Source organism: Kribbella orskensis (genome assembly GCF_004342085.1).
Taxonomy (GTDB): domain Bacteria; phylum Actinomycetota; class Actinomycetes; order Propionibacteriales; family Kribbellaceae; genus Kribbella; species Kribbella orskensis.
In genome coordinates this window covers 399,385-416,266 of record NZ_SLWM01000002.1, presented here as the reverse complement: position 1 = coordinate 416,266, position 16,882 = coordinate 399,385, and the positions used below count along the sequence as shown (strand labels likewise).

General features: G+C 68.9%; 15 protein-coding genes and 1 pseudogene. 9 read left to right on the top strand and 7 right to left on the bottom strand.

The genetic code is table 11. The features are described 5' to 3' along the window. The first annotated feature begins 67 nt into the window (after positions 1 to 67). Positions 68 to 502, top strand: a complete 435-nt coding sequence (locus tag EV644_RS07010) for an SRPBCC family protein (RefSeq protein WP_132187989.1) — start codon at positions 68 to 70, stop codon at positions 500 to 502. Between the two features lie 412 nt (positions 503 to 914). Next, on the top strand, positions 915 to 2,498 hold the full coding sequence (locus tag EV644_RS07005) for a sensor histidine kinase (protein WP_132187990.1): 1,584 nt from the start codon (positions 915 to 917) through the stop codon (positions 2,496 to 2,498). On the opposite strand, the gene EV644_RS07000 is transcribed toward EV644_RS07005, so the two are convergent. Further along, positions 2,431 to 3,981: a TRAP transporter substrate-binding protein gene (locus EV644_RS07000; protein WP_132187991.1), complete on the bottom strand. Its 1,551-nt coding sequence runs from the start codon at positions 3,979 to 3,981 to the stop codon at positions 2,431 to 2,433. The genes EV644_RS07005 and EV644_RS07000 overlap by 68 nt on opposite strands. A 151-nt stretch (positions 3,982 to 4,132) precedes the next feature. Between EV644_RS07000 and EV644_RS06995 the strand changes: the two genes are divergently transcribed. The 3 genes from EV644_RS06995 (at position 4,133) to EV644_RS06985 (ending at position 6,843) form a co-directional block, all read left to right on the top strand. Beyond that, positions 4,133 to 5,767: a sensor histidine kinase gene (locus EV644_RS06995; RefSeq protein ID WP_158292760.1), complete on the top strand. Its 1,635-nt coding sequence runs from the start codon at positions 4,133 to 4,135 to the stop codon at positions 5,765 to 5,767. Continuing rightward, the gene (locus EV644_RS06990) at positions 5,755 to 6,399 is read left to right on the top strand and encodes a response regulator transcription factor (protein WP_132333342.1); all 645 of its coding nucleotides are present in this window, start codon (positions 5,755 to 5,757) and stop codon (positions 6,397 to 6,399) included. The genes EV644_RS06995 and EV644_RS06990 overlap by 13 nt, the downstream gene beginning before the upstream one ends. A gap of 264 nt (positions 6,400 to 6,663) precedes the next feature. Continuing rightward, the gene (locus EV644_RS06985; RefSeq protein ID WP_132187994.1) at positions 6,664 to 6,843 is read left to right on the top strand and encodes a VOC family protein; all 180 of its coding nucleotides are present in this window, start codon (positions 6,664 to 6,666) and stop codon (positions 6,841 to 6,843) included. On the opposite strand, the pseudogene EV644_RS48150 reads toward EV644_RS06985, so the two are convergent. The 4 genes and pseudogenes from EV644_RS48150 to EV644_RS06965 form a co-directional block, all read right to left on the bottom strand. Further along, positions 6,820 to 7,116, bottom strand: a pseudogene (locus EV644_RS48150) (IS982 family transposase); the annotation flags it as partial. The gene EV644_RS06985 and the pseudogene EV644_RS48150 sit on opposite strands and share 24 nt — an antisense overlap. Positions 7,117 to 7,212: 96 nt before the next feature. After that, positions 7,213 to 7,683, bottom strand: coding sequence for a YbaK/EbsC family protein (locus EV644_RS06975; RefSeq protein WP_132187995.1), 471 nt, complete (start codon positions 7,681 to 7,683; stop codon positions 7,213 to 7,215). Between the two features lie 10 nt (positions 7,684 to 7,693). Then, the gene (locus EV644_RS06970; RefSeq protein ID WP_132187996.1) at positions 7,694 to 8,734 is read right to left on the bottom strand and encodes a DUF4037 domain-containing protein; all 1,041 of its coding nucleotides are present in this window, start codon (positions 8,732 to 8,734) and stop codon (positions 7,694 to 7,696) included. Between the two features lie 69 nt (positions 8,735 to 8,803). Next, on the bottom strand, positions 8,804 to 9,409 hold the full coding sequence (locus EV644_RS06965) for a DM13 domain-containing protein (RefSeq protein ID WP_132187997.1): 606 nt from the start codon (positions 9,407 to 9,409) through the stop codon (positions 8,804 to 8,806). Between the two features lie 337 nt (positions 9,410 to 9,746). On the opposite strand from EV644_RS06965, the gene EV644_RS46095 reads away from it, so the two are divergent. The 4 genes from EV644_RS46095 (at position 9,747) to EV644_RS06945 (ending at position 12,645) form a co-directional block, all read left to right on the top strand. Further along, complete coding sequence (locus EV644_RS46095) at positions 9,747 to 10,118, top strand: DUF6504 family protein (RefSeq protein ID WP_132187998.1); 372 nt, start codon at positions 9,747 to 9,749, stop codon at positions 10,116 to 10,118. Next, entirely contained in the window at positions 10,115 to 10,588 is a 474-nt protein-coding gene (locus tag EV644_RS06955) for an SAV_6107 family HEPN domain-containing protein (RefSeq protein ID WP_132187999.1), read from the top strand. Before EV644_RS46095 ends, EV644_RS06955 begins: the two co-directional genes overlap by 4 nt. Positions 10,589 to 10,739: 151 nt before the next feature. Next, positions 10,740 to 11,486: a methyltransferase domain-containing protein gene (locus EV644_RS06950; RefSeq protein WP_132188000.1), complete on the top strand. Its 747-nt coding sequence runs from the start codon at positions 10,740 to 10,742 to the stop codon at positions 11,484 to 11,486. Positions 11,487 to 12,174: 688 nt separating this feature from the next. After that, complete coding sequence (locus EV644_RS06945; RefSeq protein WP_241997995.1) at positions 12,175 to 12,645, top strand: SCO2097 family morphological protein; 471 nt, start codon at positions 12,175 to 12,177, stop codon at positions 12,643 to 12,645. Between the two features lie 603 nt (positions 12,646 to 13,248). On the opposite strand, the gene EV644_RS06940 is transcribed toward EV644_RS06945, so the two are convergent. Then, the gene (locus EV644_RS06940) at positions 13,249 to 15,597 is read right to left on the bottom strand and encodes a transglutaminase TgpA family protein (protein WP_132188002.1); all 2,349 of its coding nucleotides are present in this window, start codon (positions 15,595 to 15,597) and stop codon (positions 13,249 to 13,251) included. Continuing rightward, the gene (locus EV644_RS06935) at positions 15,594 to 16,880 is read right to left on the bottom strand and encodes a DUF58 domain-containing protein (protein ID WP_132188003.1); all 1,287 of its coding nucleotides are present in this window, start codon (positions 16,878 to 16,880) and stop codon (positions 15,594 to 15,596) included. Before EV644_RS06935 ends, EV644_RS06940 begins: the two co-directional genes overlap by 4 nt. Positions 16,881 to 16,882: the final 2 nt, after the last annotated feature.

Here is a 16,882-nt window from a genome sequence, read left to right as displayed (position 1 = left end):
GAGCCGAACTCATCGCTCCCGACTAGTTCGTCAGGCCCGGGGTCCCCGGTGAGACAGGAGTGGGACCATGCCCGAAGCGGAGCGCACAATCGTGATCGACCGTCCGGCGGCCCAGGCCTTCGCCTTCTTCAGTGACCCTGGCAACGACCCGAAGTGGCGCCCCGCCGTCAAGGAGATTTCCGCGCAACCTCCGACTGGCGTCGGGTCGACCATCCATCAGACAGTGAAAGGGCCCGGCGGTCGCGGCATCCCATCGGACTTCGAGGTAATGGCATACGAACCATCGTCCCGCTATTCCTTCAAGGTGACCGCGGGCCCGGTCTGGCCGGTGGGTGAGTTCCGGTTCGCGCCATCGGGCAGCGGCACCGAGGTGACCCTGTCCCTCAGCGCCGAGCTCAGTGGAATCAAGAAGCTCCTGCTGGCCAAGCCAGTGCAGACCTCGATGAACAGCGAGGTAGCCGCCGCCCTCGACAAAGCAAAGGCATTGATCGAGAGCACCTGACCCTGGCCTCAGTCGCTTCCCGCAGGCTCGTCCTCACTTGGAGCATGAGGCGCGGGCGCAATCCCCGTCTCAGTTACCGTCTCATTCGTCCCGCAGGTCACAGCGCGATTTGCGCGGTCAGGGCGCGCCGAGCCTCCTTCCGCTCTCGGTCCTGCGTCGCACGATGCTGCCGAAGGAGGTTGACGAACTGGTCAGGCAGAACAACTGTTCGCCGCTGCCAGAGGTGTCCTCGCTGACTATCAGATCCGACTGCGCCAGCTGGTCAACTCGTCATGCAGCGTGGCCTACTCGAGCTGACGGCACGGCCCGGCACAGAGCCGAGCTGTGGGAACGCTTTGAGGGTTAGCACGGGACTTCGCAGCGGAGCGCCCCGACTCTTGCCGATCACCGGCACCCGCACCCAGTCTGAGGCATGGTCAGGTTCGCGGTCGGGGTGATGGCCGGTGGCGTGCTCGCTTGGCTCGCGGCTCGGGCCGACGCGTCCGCGGGGGTGACTGGGTGGCGCACGGCTCTGGATGTGGGAGTCGGGCTCGCCTTCCTCGCCGCCTCCGCTGTGCCGGTCGGGCAGGCTCGCCAGCGGGTGCTGGCTGCCGCCGTCGGTGTCGCCTGGCTGTTCGGCTCCGTGGTCCCGCAGACGCGGTCCGTGCACCAAGGGCTGCTGGTCATCGCCCTGCTGGCTTTTCCAGCCGGCCGCATTCGTCATCGCCCGGCGTGGTTGCTCGTGGTGCTGTCGGCCGTGGTCATGTTGGGTGTGGTCCCGCAGCTCGGGGTTGCGCTGCTGCTGTTCCTGACAGGTCTGGTGTCACTCGCCCGCGGCAAGGCGCGGCGGTATCCCGCCCTGGCGGCCTGGTCAGTGGCGGCCGCACTGGTCGTCTCGTGGTCAGTGCCCAGGCTGCCGAGTCTGCTGGACCCCGCTGTCGCCCTGTCGGCGTACGAGGCGGTCCTCATCCTGGTCGCGGCAAGCCTGCCCGCCGCGGCGTGGTTCGTCGCACAGGCTCGTCGGCGGCTCGCTGACGAGGTGCTGTCGGCCAGACCCCTGACCGGGCTGGACGGACTCGCAGCCGTTCTGGCCGAAACGCTGGATGATCCGGGACTGCGGGTCTACCGGTGGCTGGATGCCTCGACCGGCTACGCCGATGCCGACGGCATCGCTGCCACGTCGGGCCTGCAACAGCTCCGGGTGGATGACGCGGATGGACCTGTTGCGTTGATCGAGCACGACGCTCCTGCCCTCCAGGATCCGCCGACGGCTCGTGCGGTCCAAGCCGCCGTACGACTTGCTGTCGTCAACTTGCGGCTGCGAGAGCTGCAGCTCACCCAGTTGCGGGAGTTGGAGGCTGCTCGAGCTCGGGTGGTCGCCGCGGCGGACGACCAACGCGCGTCAGTCGCCACCGACCTGCGCCAGAAAGTGACGGTCCTGCTCAGGGATGCGCAGGCCGAACTGTCGGCGGCACGTCGCCGGGGGCTGGCTCCGGACGCCGCGTCGGCCTTGGATCTGGTTGACGCATCGCTGGCAGCGGCGATCGAGGAGATCGGCGACCTCGTGGCCGGGATACCACCGGCACAGCTTGGCAACGGGCTTCTGGAGTCCGCACTGCAGGGAGTTGCGCACCGCGGTCCCCTGACCGTGTCGGTCGAGTACGACTCGGCGGCCGCAGCCGATCCCGCTGTCGAAGCAGCGTTGTATTACGTCTGTTCCGAGGCCCTTGCCAACGTCGTCAAGCATGCGGGTGTCGAACACGCGAGCATCACCGTGACGAGGCAAGGGTCAATGGTGAGGGCTGTCATCGCGGATGACGGCCGCGGCGGTGCCGACCCGGACGGCTCTGGACTGACCGGGCTGAAGGACCGGCTCGCCGCGTACGACGGACGGCTCCGGGTGGTGAGTGAACCCGGAGCCGGTACGACGCTGACTGCGACGATCCCGCTCAGCCGATCTTCTGCCACGGCTCGAGGAGGTACTGCGGATTCGTCCAGTCGCTCACGTAGTCACTGAAGGTCAAGTGGTTGTTCTCCAGCGTCCAGTTCATGCGGTAGTTCTCGCCAGCGAAGCAATGACCCTCGAGCGATGACGAGACCGGCAGGCGGCATCCAGTCAGCTGTGCCAGCCGGTCCGGCCGATAGACGAAATAGGCCGTGTTGCCGGTACCGCGGAGATCCCCGGCCTCCAGTGGCCCGTTGTGGTTGACCTCGTGCGCGCAATCGACGCCCGGCTCGTCGAGCGGCCGGCAGCTCAGCTGGTACCTGCCGTTGCGGACCGTCAGAGTCCAGGTGCCGGACAGGCCGTCGACCTCTGCCAGGCCGGCAGCCTCGTAATCGGCCTTGCTGAGCTCGACCCGATAGATGCCCTCGGGCAGCGTCGACGTCGCGGCCGGGACCTGACCGAGTTCTGTGGGTTTCTGAGACGTTTCCCGGCAGACCATCGGCACGGTCGGCACCTCGACGGCCGGGTTGGCGGCTCCGATCGCCTGGACCTCCTTCAGAATCGGCCCGTCCTCCGGGTCGGCAGCCAGTCCCTGGATGACGGGCCGGACCTTCGTCCGCAGCGCGCTGATCTGGTCGGGCTGGGCGTTCACGAACCGGACGCCCTGACCGCAAAGCTCGGTGGCGATGCTCGATTCGTCGTACTGGGCGTCGACGGAGGCCTGTGTCGCGTCCTTGGCCGCACGCCTGATCCAGTCCTGCTGTTGCCCGCTGAGGGAGTCGAAGCGCTTGCGGTTGATGCTCATCACGAACACCTTGGGCCAGAGCACCACATTCGCCGTCACGTTCCCGGCCGAGGTGGGATGGCCGTTCTTCGCGTACTGCGCCACGTCGAACTCGACACCGCGGAGTCGTCCTGCCCGAGCCTCGTCGACCCAACCGAAGCCGAGGTTCACCGGCGTACCGCCGAGGGCCTGAACGGTGGCCTCCTGAACGGGGGAGTTATAGGTGCGGAACCGCTGCCCGACCCAGTCCGACGGTCCGAGTAGCGGGGCTTTGACCGCGAACGGGCGGCGGAGCGGTCCGACGGCCAGACCGAGTCCGAGCACGCCGGTGCCGTCCAGACGGCCCAGCAGCGCGCCGGCGACCGGCGCGACGACCAATTCCCGCTGCGCCTGGTAACCGGTGATCGTCAACGGCGCCTCGACGGCGTCGAAACCGGCGATCCCGGCTCCCCAGAACGCACGGGTGGACGGCCAACCACCGTCGACGTCCCCGCTGGCGATCGCCTTCACGAGGTTCGACTCGGCGTCAGGTGCGCCGCCGCCGTACTCCGTCTGCACCTCGACCTTTAGCCGACCGCCGGAAAGCTCGCCCAGGCGGTTGACGAAGGCCTGCGGCCCGAAGGACTGGCCGTTGTTGTTGACCTGGTCGATCGAGGCAAGCGTGAGAGTGGTCGTTTTACCACCCGCCTTGTCGACGCCCTGGGTACAGGCTGCCAGCGCCACCACCACTATCAGGGTGCCCAGGACCCGGACCCTGCTTCTCATGCTCATCGTTGCCTCCTCGACCTGACCGGACCCCACACGAGATCCGGTACCTCGGACGCTAGGAGTGGTCCGACGAGTTGCCGACCGTGGTGACTCTTGGATCCGATGGGGCTAGCACGGCAGCTGCCGGCGTCCAATCGGTCCCACAATGGACAGCATGACCGCCGTCGCCCGTGCCGTCACGAGTGCAGCCGCGAGTGCGGCGGGCAGCACGCGCCTTCCCGCGGGACTGACCCTGGTGCTTGTCGCGATGCTGATCTCGGTGATCGGCATCTGGGCGACCTGGCAGCACAGCCGGGGAGGAGCGACCGCGCTGGCGGTCGCCACCGGCCTCGCGATCCTGCCCTGGCTGGCCTCAAGCCAGTCGCTGCCGGACAGACTGCGCCTGGCCATGGTGGCCTCTTCCCCGCTGGTGGTGGCCGCCACAGCCGCGGTCGCCGTTGTCTGGTCTGGTCGAGCCTGGTCCGATCGTGGACGGCGTCTCATCATGACGGGCCTTGGCCTGGCGATTGCCGGAGCAGGGGTTCAACTCCTCGGCTACGACCCGTTCGAGCATCCGTCCTGCCAGCAGCTCTGCGCCCGGGTGCCCTCGATCCTCGCTCCGGTCATGGACACCCGCCCGGCTCTCGGCCTCGCAACCGCGCTCACTCTGGCAGCCGCTGCTGTCGCAGTCGTAGCTGTCATGGCAACGGCCAGGGTCCGTCTTGTCAGTGCTGCGACGCTCGTCGCCGTGGTGTTCCTCGGCGCCTTGGCCACGCTCCGCTGGCTCGATTTCACGGCGATCGAACCACAGCTGTCCGGCGAGCCGCTGGAACCGCTCGCCGCCGCGCTCGTGGGAGCCGCCGCCGGTCTCCTCCATCTGCGCATCGTGCACGTCCGGAACGCCGTCGAACGACTGGTGAGCGGACTCTCAGCCGATTCGATCCTGGGCGGTCCGGTGCTGGACGTCCAGTTCGCGGCTGAGGACCGGTGGCTCGACCGCACCGGCGCCGAGGCCCCGAAGACAGCGCCGTCGCGATGTGTCGAGCTGTACGACGGACCGACAGCCGTGGCCCGGCTGGTTCTCCGCAACCGGGTCGAGCCGGCCGAAGTACTGGCCGGTCTTGCTCCGGCAACTCTGCTTGCCCTGCGCAACGCCCAGCTCGCCGCAGTTGCGCAAGCCCGGTTGACCGAGGTCCGCGCGTCCCAGCGCCGAGTGGTCGCCGCGTCGGACGGTGAGCGTCGCCGGATCGAGCGAGACCTGCACGACGGCGCTCAGCAGCGGCTGGTCGGCGCGGGGTTCCAACTCCGGGTGGCACTGGCCGATGCCGTCCCGGACGAGGGAGGAACCGGCGCGGATCGGCTGGCCGTTGCCCGGATCGAGTGTGCGGAGTCGAAGGTCCGGGAGGCACTCGCGCAGTTGCGCAGGCTGGCCCATGGGATCTTCCCGGGCGTGCTGGTCGACGAAGGTCTCGAACCTGCCCTGGTCGAACTGGTGACGGCATCTGACGTGCCGGCGGAGCTGGAGATCCGGATGACCGACGATGTCGCACCCGAGGTGGCGATGGCGGCCTATGCGATGGTGGCAGCGTGGCTGGCTGGTATCGCTGAGCCGTCGACGACGACCCGAGGCAGAATCGTCGTACTGCAGGAGGACGGGACGCTGACAGTTCAGGCGGACCTCGATCCCGGCGGAGCGGTGGTGCGGCGCCCGGACCTGATTGCGCTGTCCGACCGGATCGGGGCGGTCGGCGGCGAACTGGTTGCCGAGGGCGACGATCACTGGACAGCGGTGATCCCGTGCGGGTCGTAGTCGCGGACGACGTGATGCTGGTCCGTTCAGGACTGGCCCGCCTGCTGGCCGACGCCGGGGTACAGGTGGTCGGCGAGGCCGAGGACGCGGGCGAGTTGCTGCGGCTGGTCGCGCTGGAGGCCCCGGATGTGGCGATCGTGGACATCCGGATGCCGCCCGGGCACAAGGACGAAGGGCTGGTTGCCGCCCGCCAGATCCGGCAGCAGCAGCCAGGTACAGCGGTTGTCCTGCTCAGCCAGCACCTGGAGCCGCGATACGCCCAGCGGTTGCTGGCTGATCAGCCGGCGGGTCTGGGGTACCTGCTGAAGGAGCGGGTGTCCGACATCGCGGTTCTGGTCGACGCGCTTCGCCGCGTGGTGGATCGGGAGTGTGTACTCGATCCGACGATCGTGGCGCGGTTGATGCAGCGCCGGCGGCCCGACTCGCCGTTGACTCAGCTGACGTCACGGGAGCGCGAGATCCTCGCGCTGATGGCGGAAGGCCGGTCGAACTCCGCGATCGCGACCGAACTGACGATCAGCGAGCGCACGGTCGAGGCGGCGAGCGCGGCGATGTTCCGCAAGCTCGGCCTCGAGCCATCCGCCGACGTCAACCGCCGCGTCCTCGCAGTACTGACCGCCCTGCGTGGGTGAGAGCGGAGGACCGCCGCGTTTCCCGCGGTACCAAATGGTCGCGGCCTCATCCGCGCGGTCGGCCCGATGAGGATCGTGACGCCGCTCCTCGACGGACCGCAGCGACCCGCACGTTCTTCGCCGACCTCCTCGGCTGGAAGGTCGCGTCCGGAGGTGCGTTCCCGGGGTACACGTTCATCGACACGGGCGCCGAGGGCGGCCCGGATGTGGCGATCGGCCCGCGACAGGGCGCGGAGGACGAGGTCCTTTGTCGGTGTCGCCGATGTGGCCGCGACGTTGAAGAAGGCCAAGGAGCTCGGCGGGAAGATCGTTCAGCCGGCCCAACAGGTGCCGGGTACAACCTTCGGCGTCTTTGCCGACGCCCATGGCCACAAAGTCGGCGTCGCAGCCAACAGCTGGATGATCTATTCCAAGGGGTCCTCAGTGGTCGTAGGCCAGGAGTGATCGTTTGATGGGTTGGCTGGTGCGGTCGTTGTGCCAGATCGCGGCGGTCAGGGCGAGGACGCGTTGTAGGACGCGGATCCAGGCTCCGGCGGCGGTGTGGCCGCCGTGCTGTTCGAGGTTGAGTTGGCCCTTGAAGGTGTCGTTGATGGATTCGATGACCTGTCGGAGCGGTTTGAAGAACTCGGCTCCTGGTCGTGAGGGCTCGCCCTAGCGGGCCGGGCGGAGCAGGTTCAGGCCGGTGTTGGCCAGGGTGGTCTCGAAGTCGCGGCCGTAGTCACCCGACAGTCCCCACGCCGGGCCATACCCCTTGGAATAGGTCATCTAGTTTCGTCAGGCAACGGCCCGAACCGTCGGTCCCGGCAGGATTCGTCAGTTGACGGTGACCGGCGTGCCGTTCGTGAGGTGCAGGAGTTCCTTGTAGGTGGTCGGGAAGACCGAGTGAGGGATCCCCGCCGCGGCCCAGACCTCGCCGTACTGCTCGAGCGCCGTGTCGACCAGCGTCCGCACCTGGTGCGGGTGCCCGACCGGCGCGACCCCGCCGATCGACTGGCCGGTGTGCTCCTTGACGAACTCCGGCGTCGCCCGGCGCAGCTTGGCGATGCCGAGCTCCGCCGCGATCTTCGCGGTGTCCACCCGGTGCGCGCCCGAGGTGAGGATCAGGACGGGCGAACCGTCGCCGTCGAAGATCAGGCTGTTCGCGATCGCGCCGACCTCGCAGCCGAGCTCCGCCGCCGCGGCCGCCGCGGTCGGGACCGCCTCGTCGAGGATCCTGATCTCGCCGGTGGCGCCGGCCGCCGCCAGGGCGTCGGCGACCCGCTGGACGTTGGGATGCTTGCTCACGCTGGAAACCCTACTTCTCGTAGAACTTGATCAGTTTTCTGTACGCGGCCGGGTTGCTGAGGACATCCGTGTTGTCCGCGAACTGGTCGATCGACCCGACCAGCCCGAGCTCCTTCACCCGGGGTTCCCGCACCTTCGCCAGACACGCCTCGACGAACCGGTCCGCGCCGATCACCTGCGCCGGGCGATCGAAGAACTGCCTGGGCTGTGGGTCCAGCGGCTCGGTGAGCCCGAGATCGTTGTGCCTGCGCGCGACCTTCTCGTACGCCGTGACCAGCGCGCATTCGCGATCCGCCAGGGTGTCGGCGGCAAGGGTCGCCTCCAGGTCGCGGTCGAGCCCGTCGCCGTGGTCGAGCCCGGCGAACGCAGTACCGAGCCATTTCGTGTACGGCGCGTAGGTCCGCGCCATGAGCAGGGCGAGTTGCATCACGTCGCGGACCAGGCGTGCGGCGACGACCCGCGAGCCGAGGTGGTCGCCGACTTCCGCGGTGCGCTGGACGAACGCCTCTTCCTGGGCGATCCGGGACCACTGGCAGGCGAGCATCCAGGTCCAGACATCGTCCGGGTACCACCTCAGGGCCTCGCGGATCGGCTGCAGGCGGCCGTCGTCGGCGTACACGGGGCCGGCCACGACGCCGAGCAGTTTCTGCTGTGGGGTGATCAGCCAGTCTTCCGTGGCCATGCCGTTGTCGGCGCTGTTTTCGATGCCCAGGTCGTCCTTCAGCCAGGCTTCGACCGTGGTGATGGTGACGTGGTGGATCGGCTGCTGGGTGTCCCAGCCGAAGCGGACGGGATGACCGCGGTACTGCTCGGGGAGGCCGTCCCCGATCAGCTTGGCAACGCGGGGGATCTGCTCCTCGTCGACGAAGACGTGGAGTCGCGGACCCCAGCCGTGGTCCGTGGAACGCGCTGTGTCGTAGCCGAGCACGTCGGAGCCCCAGCCCAGCAAGCCTGCTGCGTAAGGGATTCCGGCCAGCAACGGATGGACCACCTCGTCGTGGAACCCGGCGCTGAGGTCTCTCGCGGAGCTGAAGTCGCTGTCTGTTGCCATGGGTCGACAGTAATTCGCGCGGTCGGCCGATCACATCCGGTTTTCCGCACAGTCGGGGTGTGGTTTTCCTCAAACCTGCAGGAGTTTCGCGGCGCCGAAGGAGACGTTGAAGCGGTTGCACCAGATCGACACGCTGGTGAAGTCGGCGAGCTCGACCGAGGCGGGGATCGGGTAGTTCTGGTTGCCGCGATTGCCCTTGAGTTGGCCGAGGCTGCGGTACCGGCCGTCGTCGAACACGTGCCAGCCGGCCTTGCCCTCCAGTACGGGGGCGTCGCTGAGCCAGACCTCGAGGTCGGGGCCGTCGGAGGTGTCGAGGCCTTCCAGTCGCAGGATCCGGCTGCCGTCAGCCAGCCGGACGATCGACGCGGTGCCCTGGGTGTCGTGCTCATGGGTGATGAAGCGGCCGGTGGAGAGGCGTTCGGGTCCTCGGGACTGGGTCTTGCCGGGTGCCTCTGTCGCTCCGCTGGAGGGGGTGCCGCTCCGGTCGCCGGAAATTGTCGGTGGCGCCGCAGAGGATGTGGTCATGGAGATCGGATCGGCGCCAGGCAGCGCTTCGTCGACCACCGTGTCGGTGAAGAGCCGCCACGGCTGGAAGAGCGGCAGTGCGACGGCTGCGACCACGGCGGCGACCGCCACCACGGTCACGGCGACGGCGCGTCGGCTGGGCGTCGACATCGGTCTCCTCGCCTCGATTCGGTCGGTGCGACCAGTCTGGCGGCAGGACCGCCCGCGGTGGGTCGTCCCGGGCTTACGGCCCGTTGACGATTGTCGGCGGGCAGGGTTAGGCTTCAAGTGTTCGAACAGATGTTCGATTGCCGCCAAGCCGGAATCGTCGGGAGACCGGCCGCGGGCGATCAGAGCAGCTGGAGGACTCCGGTGCGGAGTTGCGGCCGCATCGGTAACCGGTGGTCCCGGTGGGCCGGGCGCAGAGGTGGACCTCGACCCCCACCTCGCGTCCACCCACCGGGCCGCTGACCAGGGGAAGAAGTTCGCGCACAGGAGGCGATGGAGCATGTGGGAGTTCGACGAAGCCGTTGAGGTGCGTTCAGGCGTCGTGGACGGCATCGAGACTCCAGAGCAGTTTCTGTGGCGCGGGCGCTTGTGGCGGGTCTGTGCGGTTGAAGCCCAGTGGGTGGAGACGGCGGCCTGGTGGGAGCGCGGCGTGATCGGTTCCGGTGTCGGTGTCGCTCCGGCCGTGGCGGGATCCTCTGCTGCCGCGGGATCATCCGCGGCTGTCGGTGTGCTTGATGCAGATTGGGGGCCGCAGCGGGCGGTCTACCGAGTGGAGGCGGGGTGCGGCCGGCACGGTCGGCGGGAGATGTTCGATCTCGCGCACGACCCCGACTCCGGACGCTGGCAATTGGAGAGGGTGACGGACCGATGACAGTTTCACCGGTTGCACCGGCGGCCGCTGGATCGGCCAGCCGCGATCTTTCCCGGGCCCGGCTGGCACTGGCCGAGGCGCGGGAGACCGACGACCACCTGATCCGCTACTCGAGCGCCCACGTGGCAGCCCTGCGAGTCGCCGCCGCGGTCCTCGCGGTCCGGGCCCGCCCGGTCCGTTCCGGCCCGCGTCGCCGCGTCCAGCGCAACGCCTGGGTGCTGCTGGCCGAGGTAGCGCCTGAGTTCGGTGAATGGGCCACCTTCTTCGCCGCCGGCGCCACCCAACGCGCGGCCGCCGAAGCAGGCCTGGAGCGAGCAGTCACCATCCGCGAAGCCGACGACCTGGTCCGAGCCGTAGAAACCTTCTACGCACTGGTCGAATCCAGCCTCCACCTGACCACTCAATCCGTCCTCCCCGCCTCCTCCGACCCCCAATCAGTCCTAGCCCAACCCTGGATGCAAGCGAGCTAGCCCCCGGGCCCCGTCCGCCGCCTCCAACCTGCGTCCGTGGCAGTTGCTGGGGAAGCGACCTGGTGGGACGGGTTGGTGGGTGGGGGAGTCGGGGTTGGTGGGAAGTAGGGTGTTGCCCGCAGCGGATCCGTAGCCGAGGAGGGCATTCACGATGGTCGACCGACGTCGCCGCTCGGTGCGTACGGCGCTGGTCGCCGAGGCCCTGCGCGTGGCACTTGCCGGCAGGGCGCGTACCGATCCCGGAGCAGGTCTCGACATCGTCGACCTCGGGGGTGGGACCGGTGGGTTCGCCGTACCGCTGGCAGTCGAGGGTCACCGCGTCACGGTCATCGATCCCAGTCCGGATGCACTGGCATCACTGGAGCGGCGCGCGAGTGACGAAGGCGTGAGCAAGCTCGTCCGCGGTGTCCAGGGTGACGCCAATGAACTCCCTGGGCTGGCGGGGGATTCGAGTGCCGATGCCGTCTTGTGCCACGGGGTTCTCGAGGTCGTCGACGATCCCGCCCAGGCGCTCCAGGCGATGGCCTCCGTACTTCGAGAAGGCGGCGTCCTCAGCCTGTTGGTTGCCCAGCGCAACGCAGTGGTCCTGGCCCGCGCCCTCGCCGGTCACCTCACCGAGGCCCGCGTCGCACTCCAGGACGCCGACGGCCGCTGGGGCCCGAACGATCCCATGCCCCGCCGCTTCGACGAAGCCGGCATCACCGCCCAACTGGCAGAAGCCGGCTTCATGGTCCACACCATCCACGGAGTCCGCACGTTCGCCGACCTCGTCCCGTCGGCCTTCGTCGACTCCGAACCAGGAGCCCCCGAAGCCCTCGCCGAACTGGAACGCGCCGCCAGTCAACACCCCGCATTCCGAGCCCTAGCCCCCCAACTCCACATCCTCGCCACCCGCTAACCCGCTCGCCACCACTCCAGGCGACCTCTTCAGCCAGGTTCCCGGCTGCCTCCTGGTCTGCAGCGCCCGCACAGGCAGCCATCGCGAGGACTCATCCGTCCGACGAGAGCTCCACCGCGTCACGAAGTGCGGAGTACGACGGTGCCGCGATCGCTGGCCGCCGGTCGCCTGCGATCCGCCCGATCTGCTCCCCACTTTGGCGCCCCAAACTCCAGCTCGCGCAGCCGCCAATAACTCAAGGCCACGCGCGACCCTGCGCCCTCCTAGTCGCAGCCGTTGAGGCTGCCGCACCGGCCTCGAATGGCCTGTGTCCACTGGGAACCCGCTCGATGTCGGCCGCTTGCCGTACCCCGCGGCGGCCCCGCTGCGCCGGCGAACTACTGGCTCTGCCCGTCCAGTGGTCTGCACAGCGGGGCGGTCAGGAGCAGCCGTTGGCAGTGGTGGCTGGTGGCGTCCGGCGGGTGCAGGGGCTGCGGGGCTGTTGTGGGGAAGTGGTGGTGCGCCGCAGTCGGGGCTTGGTGGGGCAGGTGGTTACTGGCTGTGGTTGGAGCGGGTGGGGCGACACGCCGGGGTGGTGGGGTTCGGGGAGCGGAGAGGGATGGGAATTGAGGGTTTTGGCGGGTGGGGAGGGGTGGTTACGGGGTGGAGTTGCGCGACCGTGACGCGCGGGAGAGGCGGTCAGGGTTTCGTGGACCGCACGGGCGGCCTAGACTGGACTCGGCCTATCGAGATCGCGCTCACCATGGAGGGATCGACGGTGCCCCTCTCGGAAGAAGAGCAGCGCCAGTTCGAGCAGCTCGAACGTGCCCTCGCTGCGGAAGACCCGAAGTTCGTCTCCGCCATGCGAGGAACAAATGTGCGCTTGTATTACAAGCGCCGGGCAGTGCTTGCCGGCGTTGGATTTGTGCTGGGCATCGGTATTTTGATGGCCGGCGCGATCATTCCCAACACCATCATCGGAGTTATCGGCTTCGTCGTGATGGTTGCCTGTCTGTACATCGCGGCGCTGAGCATGAAGCGCCTGAGCGGTACGAGTGATGGCGATGACCTGCCGCCGCCGCCACCGTCCAAGCGGCACAGAACCAGACACGAGTCGTCCGGCAGCTTCATGGAGCGGATGGAAGACCGTTGGCGGCGTCGCCGCGACGAGGACCTCTGACGCGCCCCGCAGCCTGACCTGAGCATCACCCGAACCACACCCACGCCCCGGCGCAGGGTGTGGTTCTGTTTCCCCCAGTACTCCGACACGCAGCGTGCGCGGACGTGGTTCTGATCCCCGCGGTTTTCCGACATGCAGCGTCGCTGCCGGGCTGAGCCCTTGAGGCGCCTGCCGGTAAGTGCTGCGTCCCTGAAGCCGACGCGACCAGCCCCGCTGGAGGCCGGCGCGAATGGGTGAGCTGATCACCTGGCCTCGCACCCAGGCCGCACCTCACCTCCTCGCGCTCAGGCGGCGCGCCAGCTCCTCGCGCCAACTCTCGCGCCGGCCACGGCCTCTGCCTCATGCCTGAGCTACGGGTCCCGCCTCGCGCCTGTGCCTCGTGCCTGGGCCGCGGGCTCCGCCGCGTGCCTGAGCCGCGGACCCTGATTCGTGGCTGTGCTTCGCACTGTCCGGATGAGTGGCTTCGGGGGTGCGACTGTGGAGATGGCTGGTGGCGTGGGAGGCGGTGGTGCGGTGGCATGTTCGCGGTGGCCGGGTTGTGTTGTGCGGTCCGAAAAAGGCAGCAGCCCCGCTCCGGTGGGAGCGGGGCTGCGTTGCGGTCGGTTAGTGGGCTCGGCGGGGGAGTATCGCGGAGCGGATGCGGGCTAGGAGGAGGTCGAACTCGTCGAGGAGGTCGGAGGCCTCGGCGCTGCCTCGGTTGAGGTACCAGCGCCACGAGGGCGGCAGGATCCGGGCTCGCCAGCGGCGGGAGAGCTTGGCCTGGCTCCACAGGGCCTTGCGGACCGCGGCGGCCTCGGTGCGGAGGTCCACCTCCGCGTCGGCCTGGCCGGCGTACCGGATGGACTCGACGCCTCGGGCCAGTTTCAGCGCCTGCGCATGGTTCTCGGCGGGGAGCTTGGTGGTCAGCCAGGTGCCGAGTTGCCGCGGGGTGGCGATCTCGGACCAGTCGAGCCCCAGGTCGCGCGACGTGTCGCGGACCTCGGCCCACAGGCCCTCCACCCCGATGCGTCCCGGCGGACGGGCGAAGCGGCGGCGGCGGGTCAGACTACGGATCAGCCAGGGGATGCACAGCAGCGCGATCGCGCCGACGCCCAGGCCGATCGCCTTACCGCCACCGTTGGTCCACCAGTTGCCGGCGTCGATCACGCCGATGCCGTTGTCCTCCGGCAGCTCGCGCGGGTTGGTCGGCTTGCTGATGCCCGGGTCCTCGCTCTGGCCCGGGGACACCGGTCCGGTGCTCGGCGAGATGCTCGGCGTGTTGGTGCCCGGCGGTACCGCGTTCGTCCAGGTCGGGGGGGTCGCCACCCGGGCCGACGGCGTCGGCTCGAAGCGGATCCAGCCGTAGCCCTGGAAGTACAGCTCGGGCCACGCGTGCATGTCGTGCATCTTCACGACGTTCTGGTTGTCCTTGGCGGGTTGGCCGGGCAGGAAGCCGATCCCGACCCGGGCAGGGATGCCGAGGATGCGGGCCATCAGCGCCATGCCGGTCGCGAACTGCTCGCAATACCCGGTCTTGTTGTCCGTCAGGAAGGCTTCCAGCGCGCGCATCCCGCTCTCGCTGCTGGCCGCCGTGCTGTAGGTGAAACCGCCGCTGGTCCGGAACCACTCCTGCAGCATGGCCGCTTCCTGGAAGTGGTTGCCGTTCGAGCCCCGCGTGACCTGGCTCGCCAGATCCCTGATGCTCTTGGGCGTCCGGCTCGGGATCGAGCTGGTGAACTGGTCCGGCGCGGTGCCGTTGACGGCGTCGTTCAGCTGCTGGGGGGTCGGCGCCAGCTCGTAGTAGCTCAGCTCGTACTTCTGCCCGCCAACGACCTGCCCGTTCGCGGAGACGACGTCCAGCGAGCTGGTGTCGAAGCGCCACCGGTTCTTCAGCGAGATCGTCCGCAGCGGATACGGCACCGGCGCGAACTGGGACCGGAAGTTCCGGGTCACCTCGATCTTCATCTTCGTCTGCCCCAGCTTGCCGAGGTCGCCGGAGAAACCGGGCGGGGGGCTCAACGGCGAGTTGGTGATCTTCTGGCCCTCCTGGCGCGGGGAGAGCCGCCAGGTCCGGCCGTCGAAGAGGTCGAGCGAGGTTAGTCGCAGGTAGGTCGGCTTGCCCGTGTAGGTCAGCGCGGTCACGTTGTCGCCGCGCTTCAGGTTCTTGCCCATGTCGAGCATCGGGTCGGCCGTCGTGATGGAGGCGCCGATACCGCCTCCGGCTCCACCACCTGCCAGTCCGTTCCCGACCACACCTTCCGGCAGTGCGGGGAGCAGGGCCGGCAGCAGGGTGGCAAGGGCGACCACGGTCAGACCGATGCGGCGGCCGGCCTGCCCGAGCGCCGAGGCCTCGATGGGCTCGGACGCGTCGAGGTGTGAGACCCCGGAGATCCGGCGACCCCAGCGGCTGAGCCTGGTCCGGCCCTCGGCCGACAGGAGCACGATGTAGCCGACGGCCGGCGGGATGAACAGCAGCGCCGGCAGTCCGCCGTGCACGGTCGCGGCAGGCACCGTGTACATGGTCAGCAACAGCAAGCCCGCCCAAGCCGCCTGCTTGAGCTGTACTGCGACCAGGTGGATCAGCAGCCCGGCGGCCGCGATCACGGAGGCGGCGAACAACGTCAGGTGCGAGTCCGGCGGCAGCGGCGCGCTGAAGCGGTTGATCGAGTCCATCGCGTTGACCATCTGGTCGTTGAACTCGAGCACCGTCTCCTTCCACGGGAACAGCCCGAACTTCAGCGTGTCCCGCAGGAAGAAGAAGGAGATCAGCTCGACCAGGACGGCCAGCTGCACGACCGGTACGACGAACCGGGGTGCGCGCCAGTTCTGCAGCAGGATCCCGGTGCCGGTGACGGCGCCGCAGAGGAACGCGCTGATGAACAGGAACGGTCCGGAGAAGACCGGCGTGAGCACCAGGGCGCCCAGCACGGTCGCTACCCAGGCGGCGAGGGAGATCCTGACGTGGCCGGTCATGCGATCCTTCCGCTCCGCAGTCCCAGGGTGGACCACACGGTCGGGAGATGGTCACCGCGCTGCACTCTGGCGACCCGCCAGCCGTTGCGGCGCAGCTCGTTCTCGGTGGCGTCGGTCTGAGCGGTCAGCCGGGCCGACTTCTCGGTTCCCTCCGCACCTACTGCCCAGCTTGCCGCATCGAGCAAGAGCGCCACCCCGGTCGCCTGGGTGGTCCGCCAGCGGTTGAGCGAGGTGATGTCCTCGGAGCCGAGGGCGCCGACGATCGCGACCACCAGACTCGGCTCCTGGTAGTGCCGGTCGACGGTCAACAGCGGACCGATCTCGGCGTACTTGTGCTCCTCCACCGTCGCGCACTCGGTCAGCAACTGCTGGGTGGTGAGCGGCTGGTGCACCGCGGTCGAGCTGCGGTGGCTGATCGCGGACAGCGTGGTCGGCCCGCCGAGCAGGGTGGTCGCATAGCCGCGGCGGATCCGGTCCGCGCCGACCGAGGCGGCCGCGCTGACGGCCCACTCGAGGCTGGACGACGGACCGTGCCCGTGGTGCGAGATGGTCCGCGCGTCCAGGAAGATCGAGCACCGGCTCTGCCAGGGCTGCTCCTCCCGGCGGACCATCAACGAGCCACGCCGTGCCGTCGACCGCCAGTGCACCCGGCGCAGGTCGTCGCCGTCGCGGTACTCGCGAACGGTGGCGTCCTCCTCACCCGCGGACGCGATCGCCCGCGGCCGGTTCTCGCCGGACCCCGCGCGGTCGGCGCCGAGCCGTACTTCGGGCAGCTTGAACACCCGCGGCGTGACCAGCAGGTGCTGGCTTCGGGTGAACGTCCGGCTGGTCTCCACCAGCCCGAAGGGGTCCGCGACCGTCAGCATCAACGGCCCGACCTGGAACAGGCCCCGGACGTCGGACTTCACCGAGTAGGTGACCGTACGCCGCCAGTTGGGGCTGACGCGGTCGACCACGAACCGCGGCCGGTGTCCCAGTACATAAGGAATGCGGTCCTCCAGCAGCAACAGCCCGGCGGGCATCCGGCCCTGGTTGCTGAGGGCAAGCTCGACGGTCGCCTGGCTGCCCACCGAGACCTGGTCCGGCGTGAGGCTGCGCCGGACCTGCAGCCGCAGCCGGGTCCGGCCGACGACCAGTGCCGCGATGATCGGCAGGGCCACCAGCAGGATGCCGACCCGCAGCAGGTCCTTCTGGCCGAGCAGGAGCGCACACAAGGAAGCAGTGATCCCGGCTGCGACGAATGCCCGTCCCCGGGTGGTCAGTCCGCGCAGTGCCTGCCGCATGT

Excerpts from the sequence above, each read along its gene's own strand:
- EV644_RS07010 (WP_132187989.1), top strand. The coding sequence starts at position 68 with ATGCCCGAAGCGGAGCGCACAATCGTGATCGACCGTCCGGCGGCCCAG.
- EV644_RS07005 (WP_132187990.1), top strand. The coding sequence starts at position 915 with ATGGTCAGGTTCGCGGTCGGGGTGATGGCCGGTGGCGTGCTCGCTTGG.
- EV644_RS07000 (WP_132187991.1), bottom strand. The coding sequence starts at position 3,981 with ATGAGCATGAGAAGCAGGGTCCGGGTCCTGGGCACCCTGATAGTGGTG.
- EV644_RS06995 (WP_158292760.1), top strand. The coding sequence starts at position 4,133 with ATGACCGCCGTCGCCCGTGCCGTCACGAGTGCAGCCGCGAGTGCGGCG.
- EV644_RS06970 (WP_132187996.1), bottom strand. The coding sequence starts at position 8,734 with ATGGCAACAGACAGCGACTTCAGCTCCGCGAGAGACCTCAGCGCCGGG.
- EV644_RS06965 (WP_132187997.1), bottom strand. The coding sequence starts at position 9,409 with ATGTCGACGCCCAGCCGACGCGCCGTCGCCGTGACCGTGGTGGCGGTC.
- EV644_RS46095 (WP_132187998.1), top strand. The coding sequence starts at position 9,747 with ATGTGGGAGTTCGACGAAGCCGTTGAGGTGCGTTCAGGCGTCGTGGAC.
- EV644_RS06955 (WP_132187999.1), top strand. The coding sequence starts at position 10,115 with ATGACAGTTTCACCGGTTGCACCGGCGGCCGCTGGATCGGCCAGCCGC.
- EV644_RS06950 (WP_132188000.1), top strand. The coding sequence starts at position 10,740 with ATGGTCGACCGACGTCGCCGCTCGGTGCGTACGGCGCTGGTCGCCGAG.
- EV644_RS06940 (WP_132188002.1), bottom strand. The coding sequence starts at position 15,597 with ATGACCGGCCACGTCAGGATCTCCCTCGCCGCCTGGGTAGCGACCGTG.
- EV644_RS06935 (WP_132188003.1), bottom strand. The coding sequence starts at position 16,880 with ATGCGGCAGGCACTGCGCGGACTGACCACCCGGGGACGGGCATTCGTC.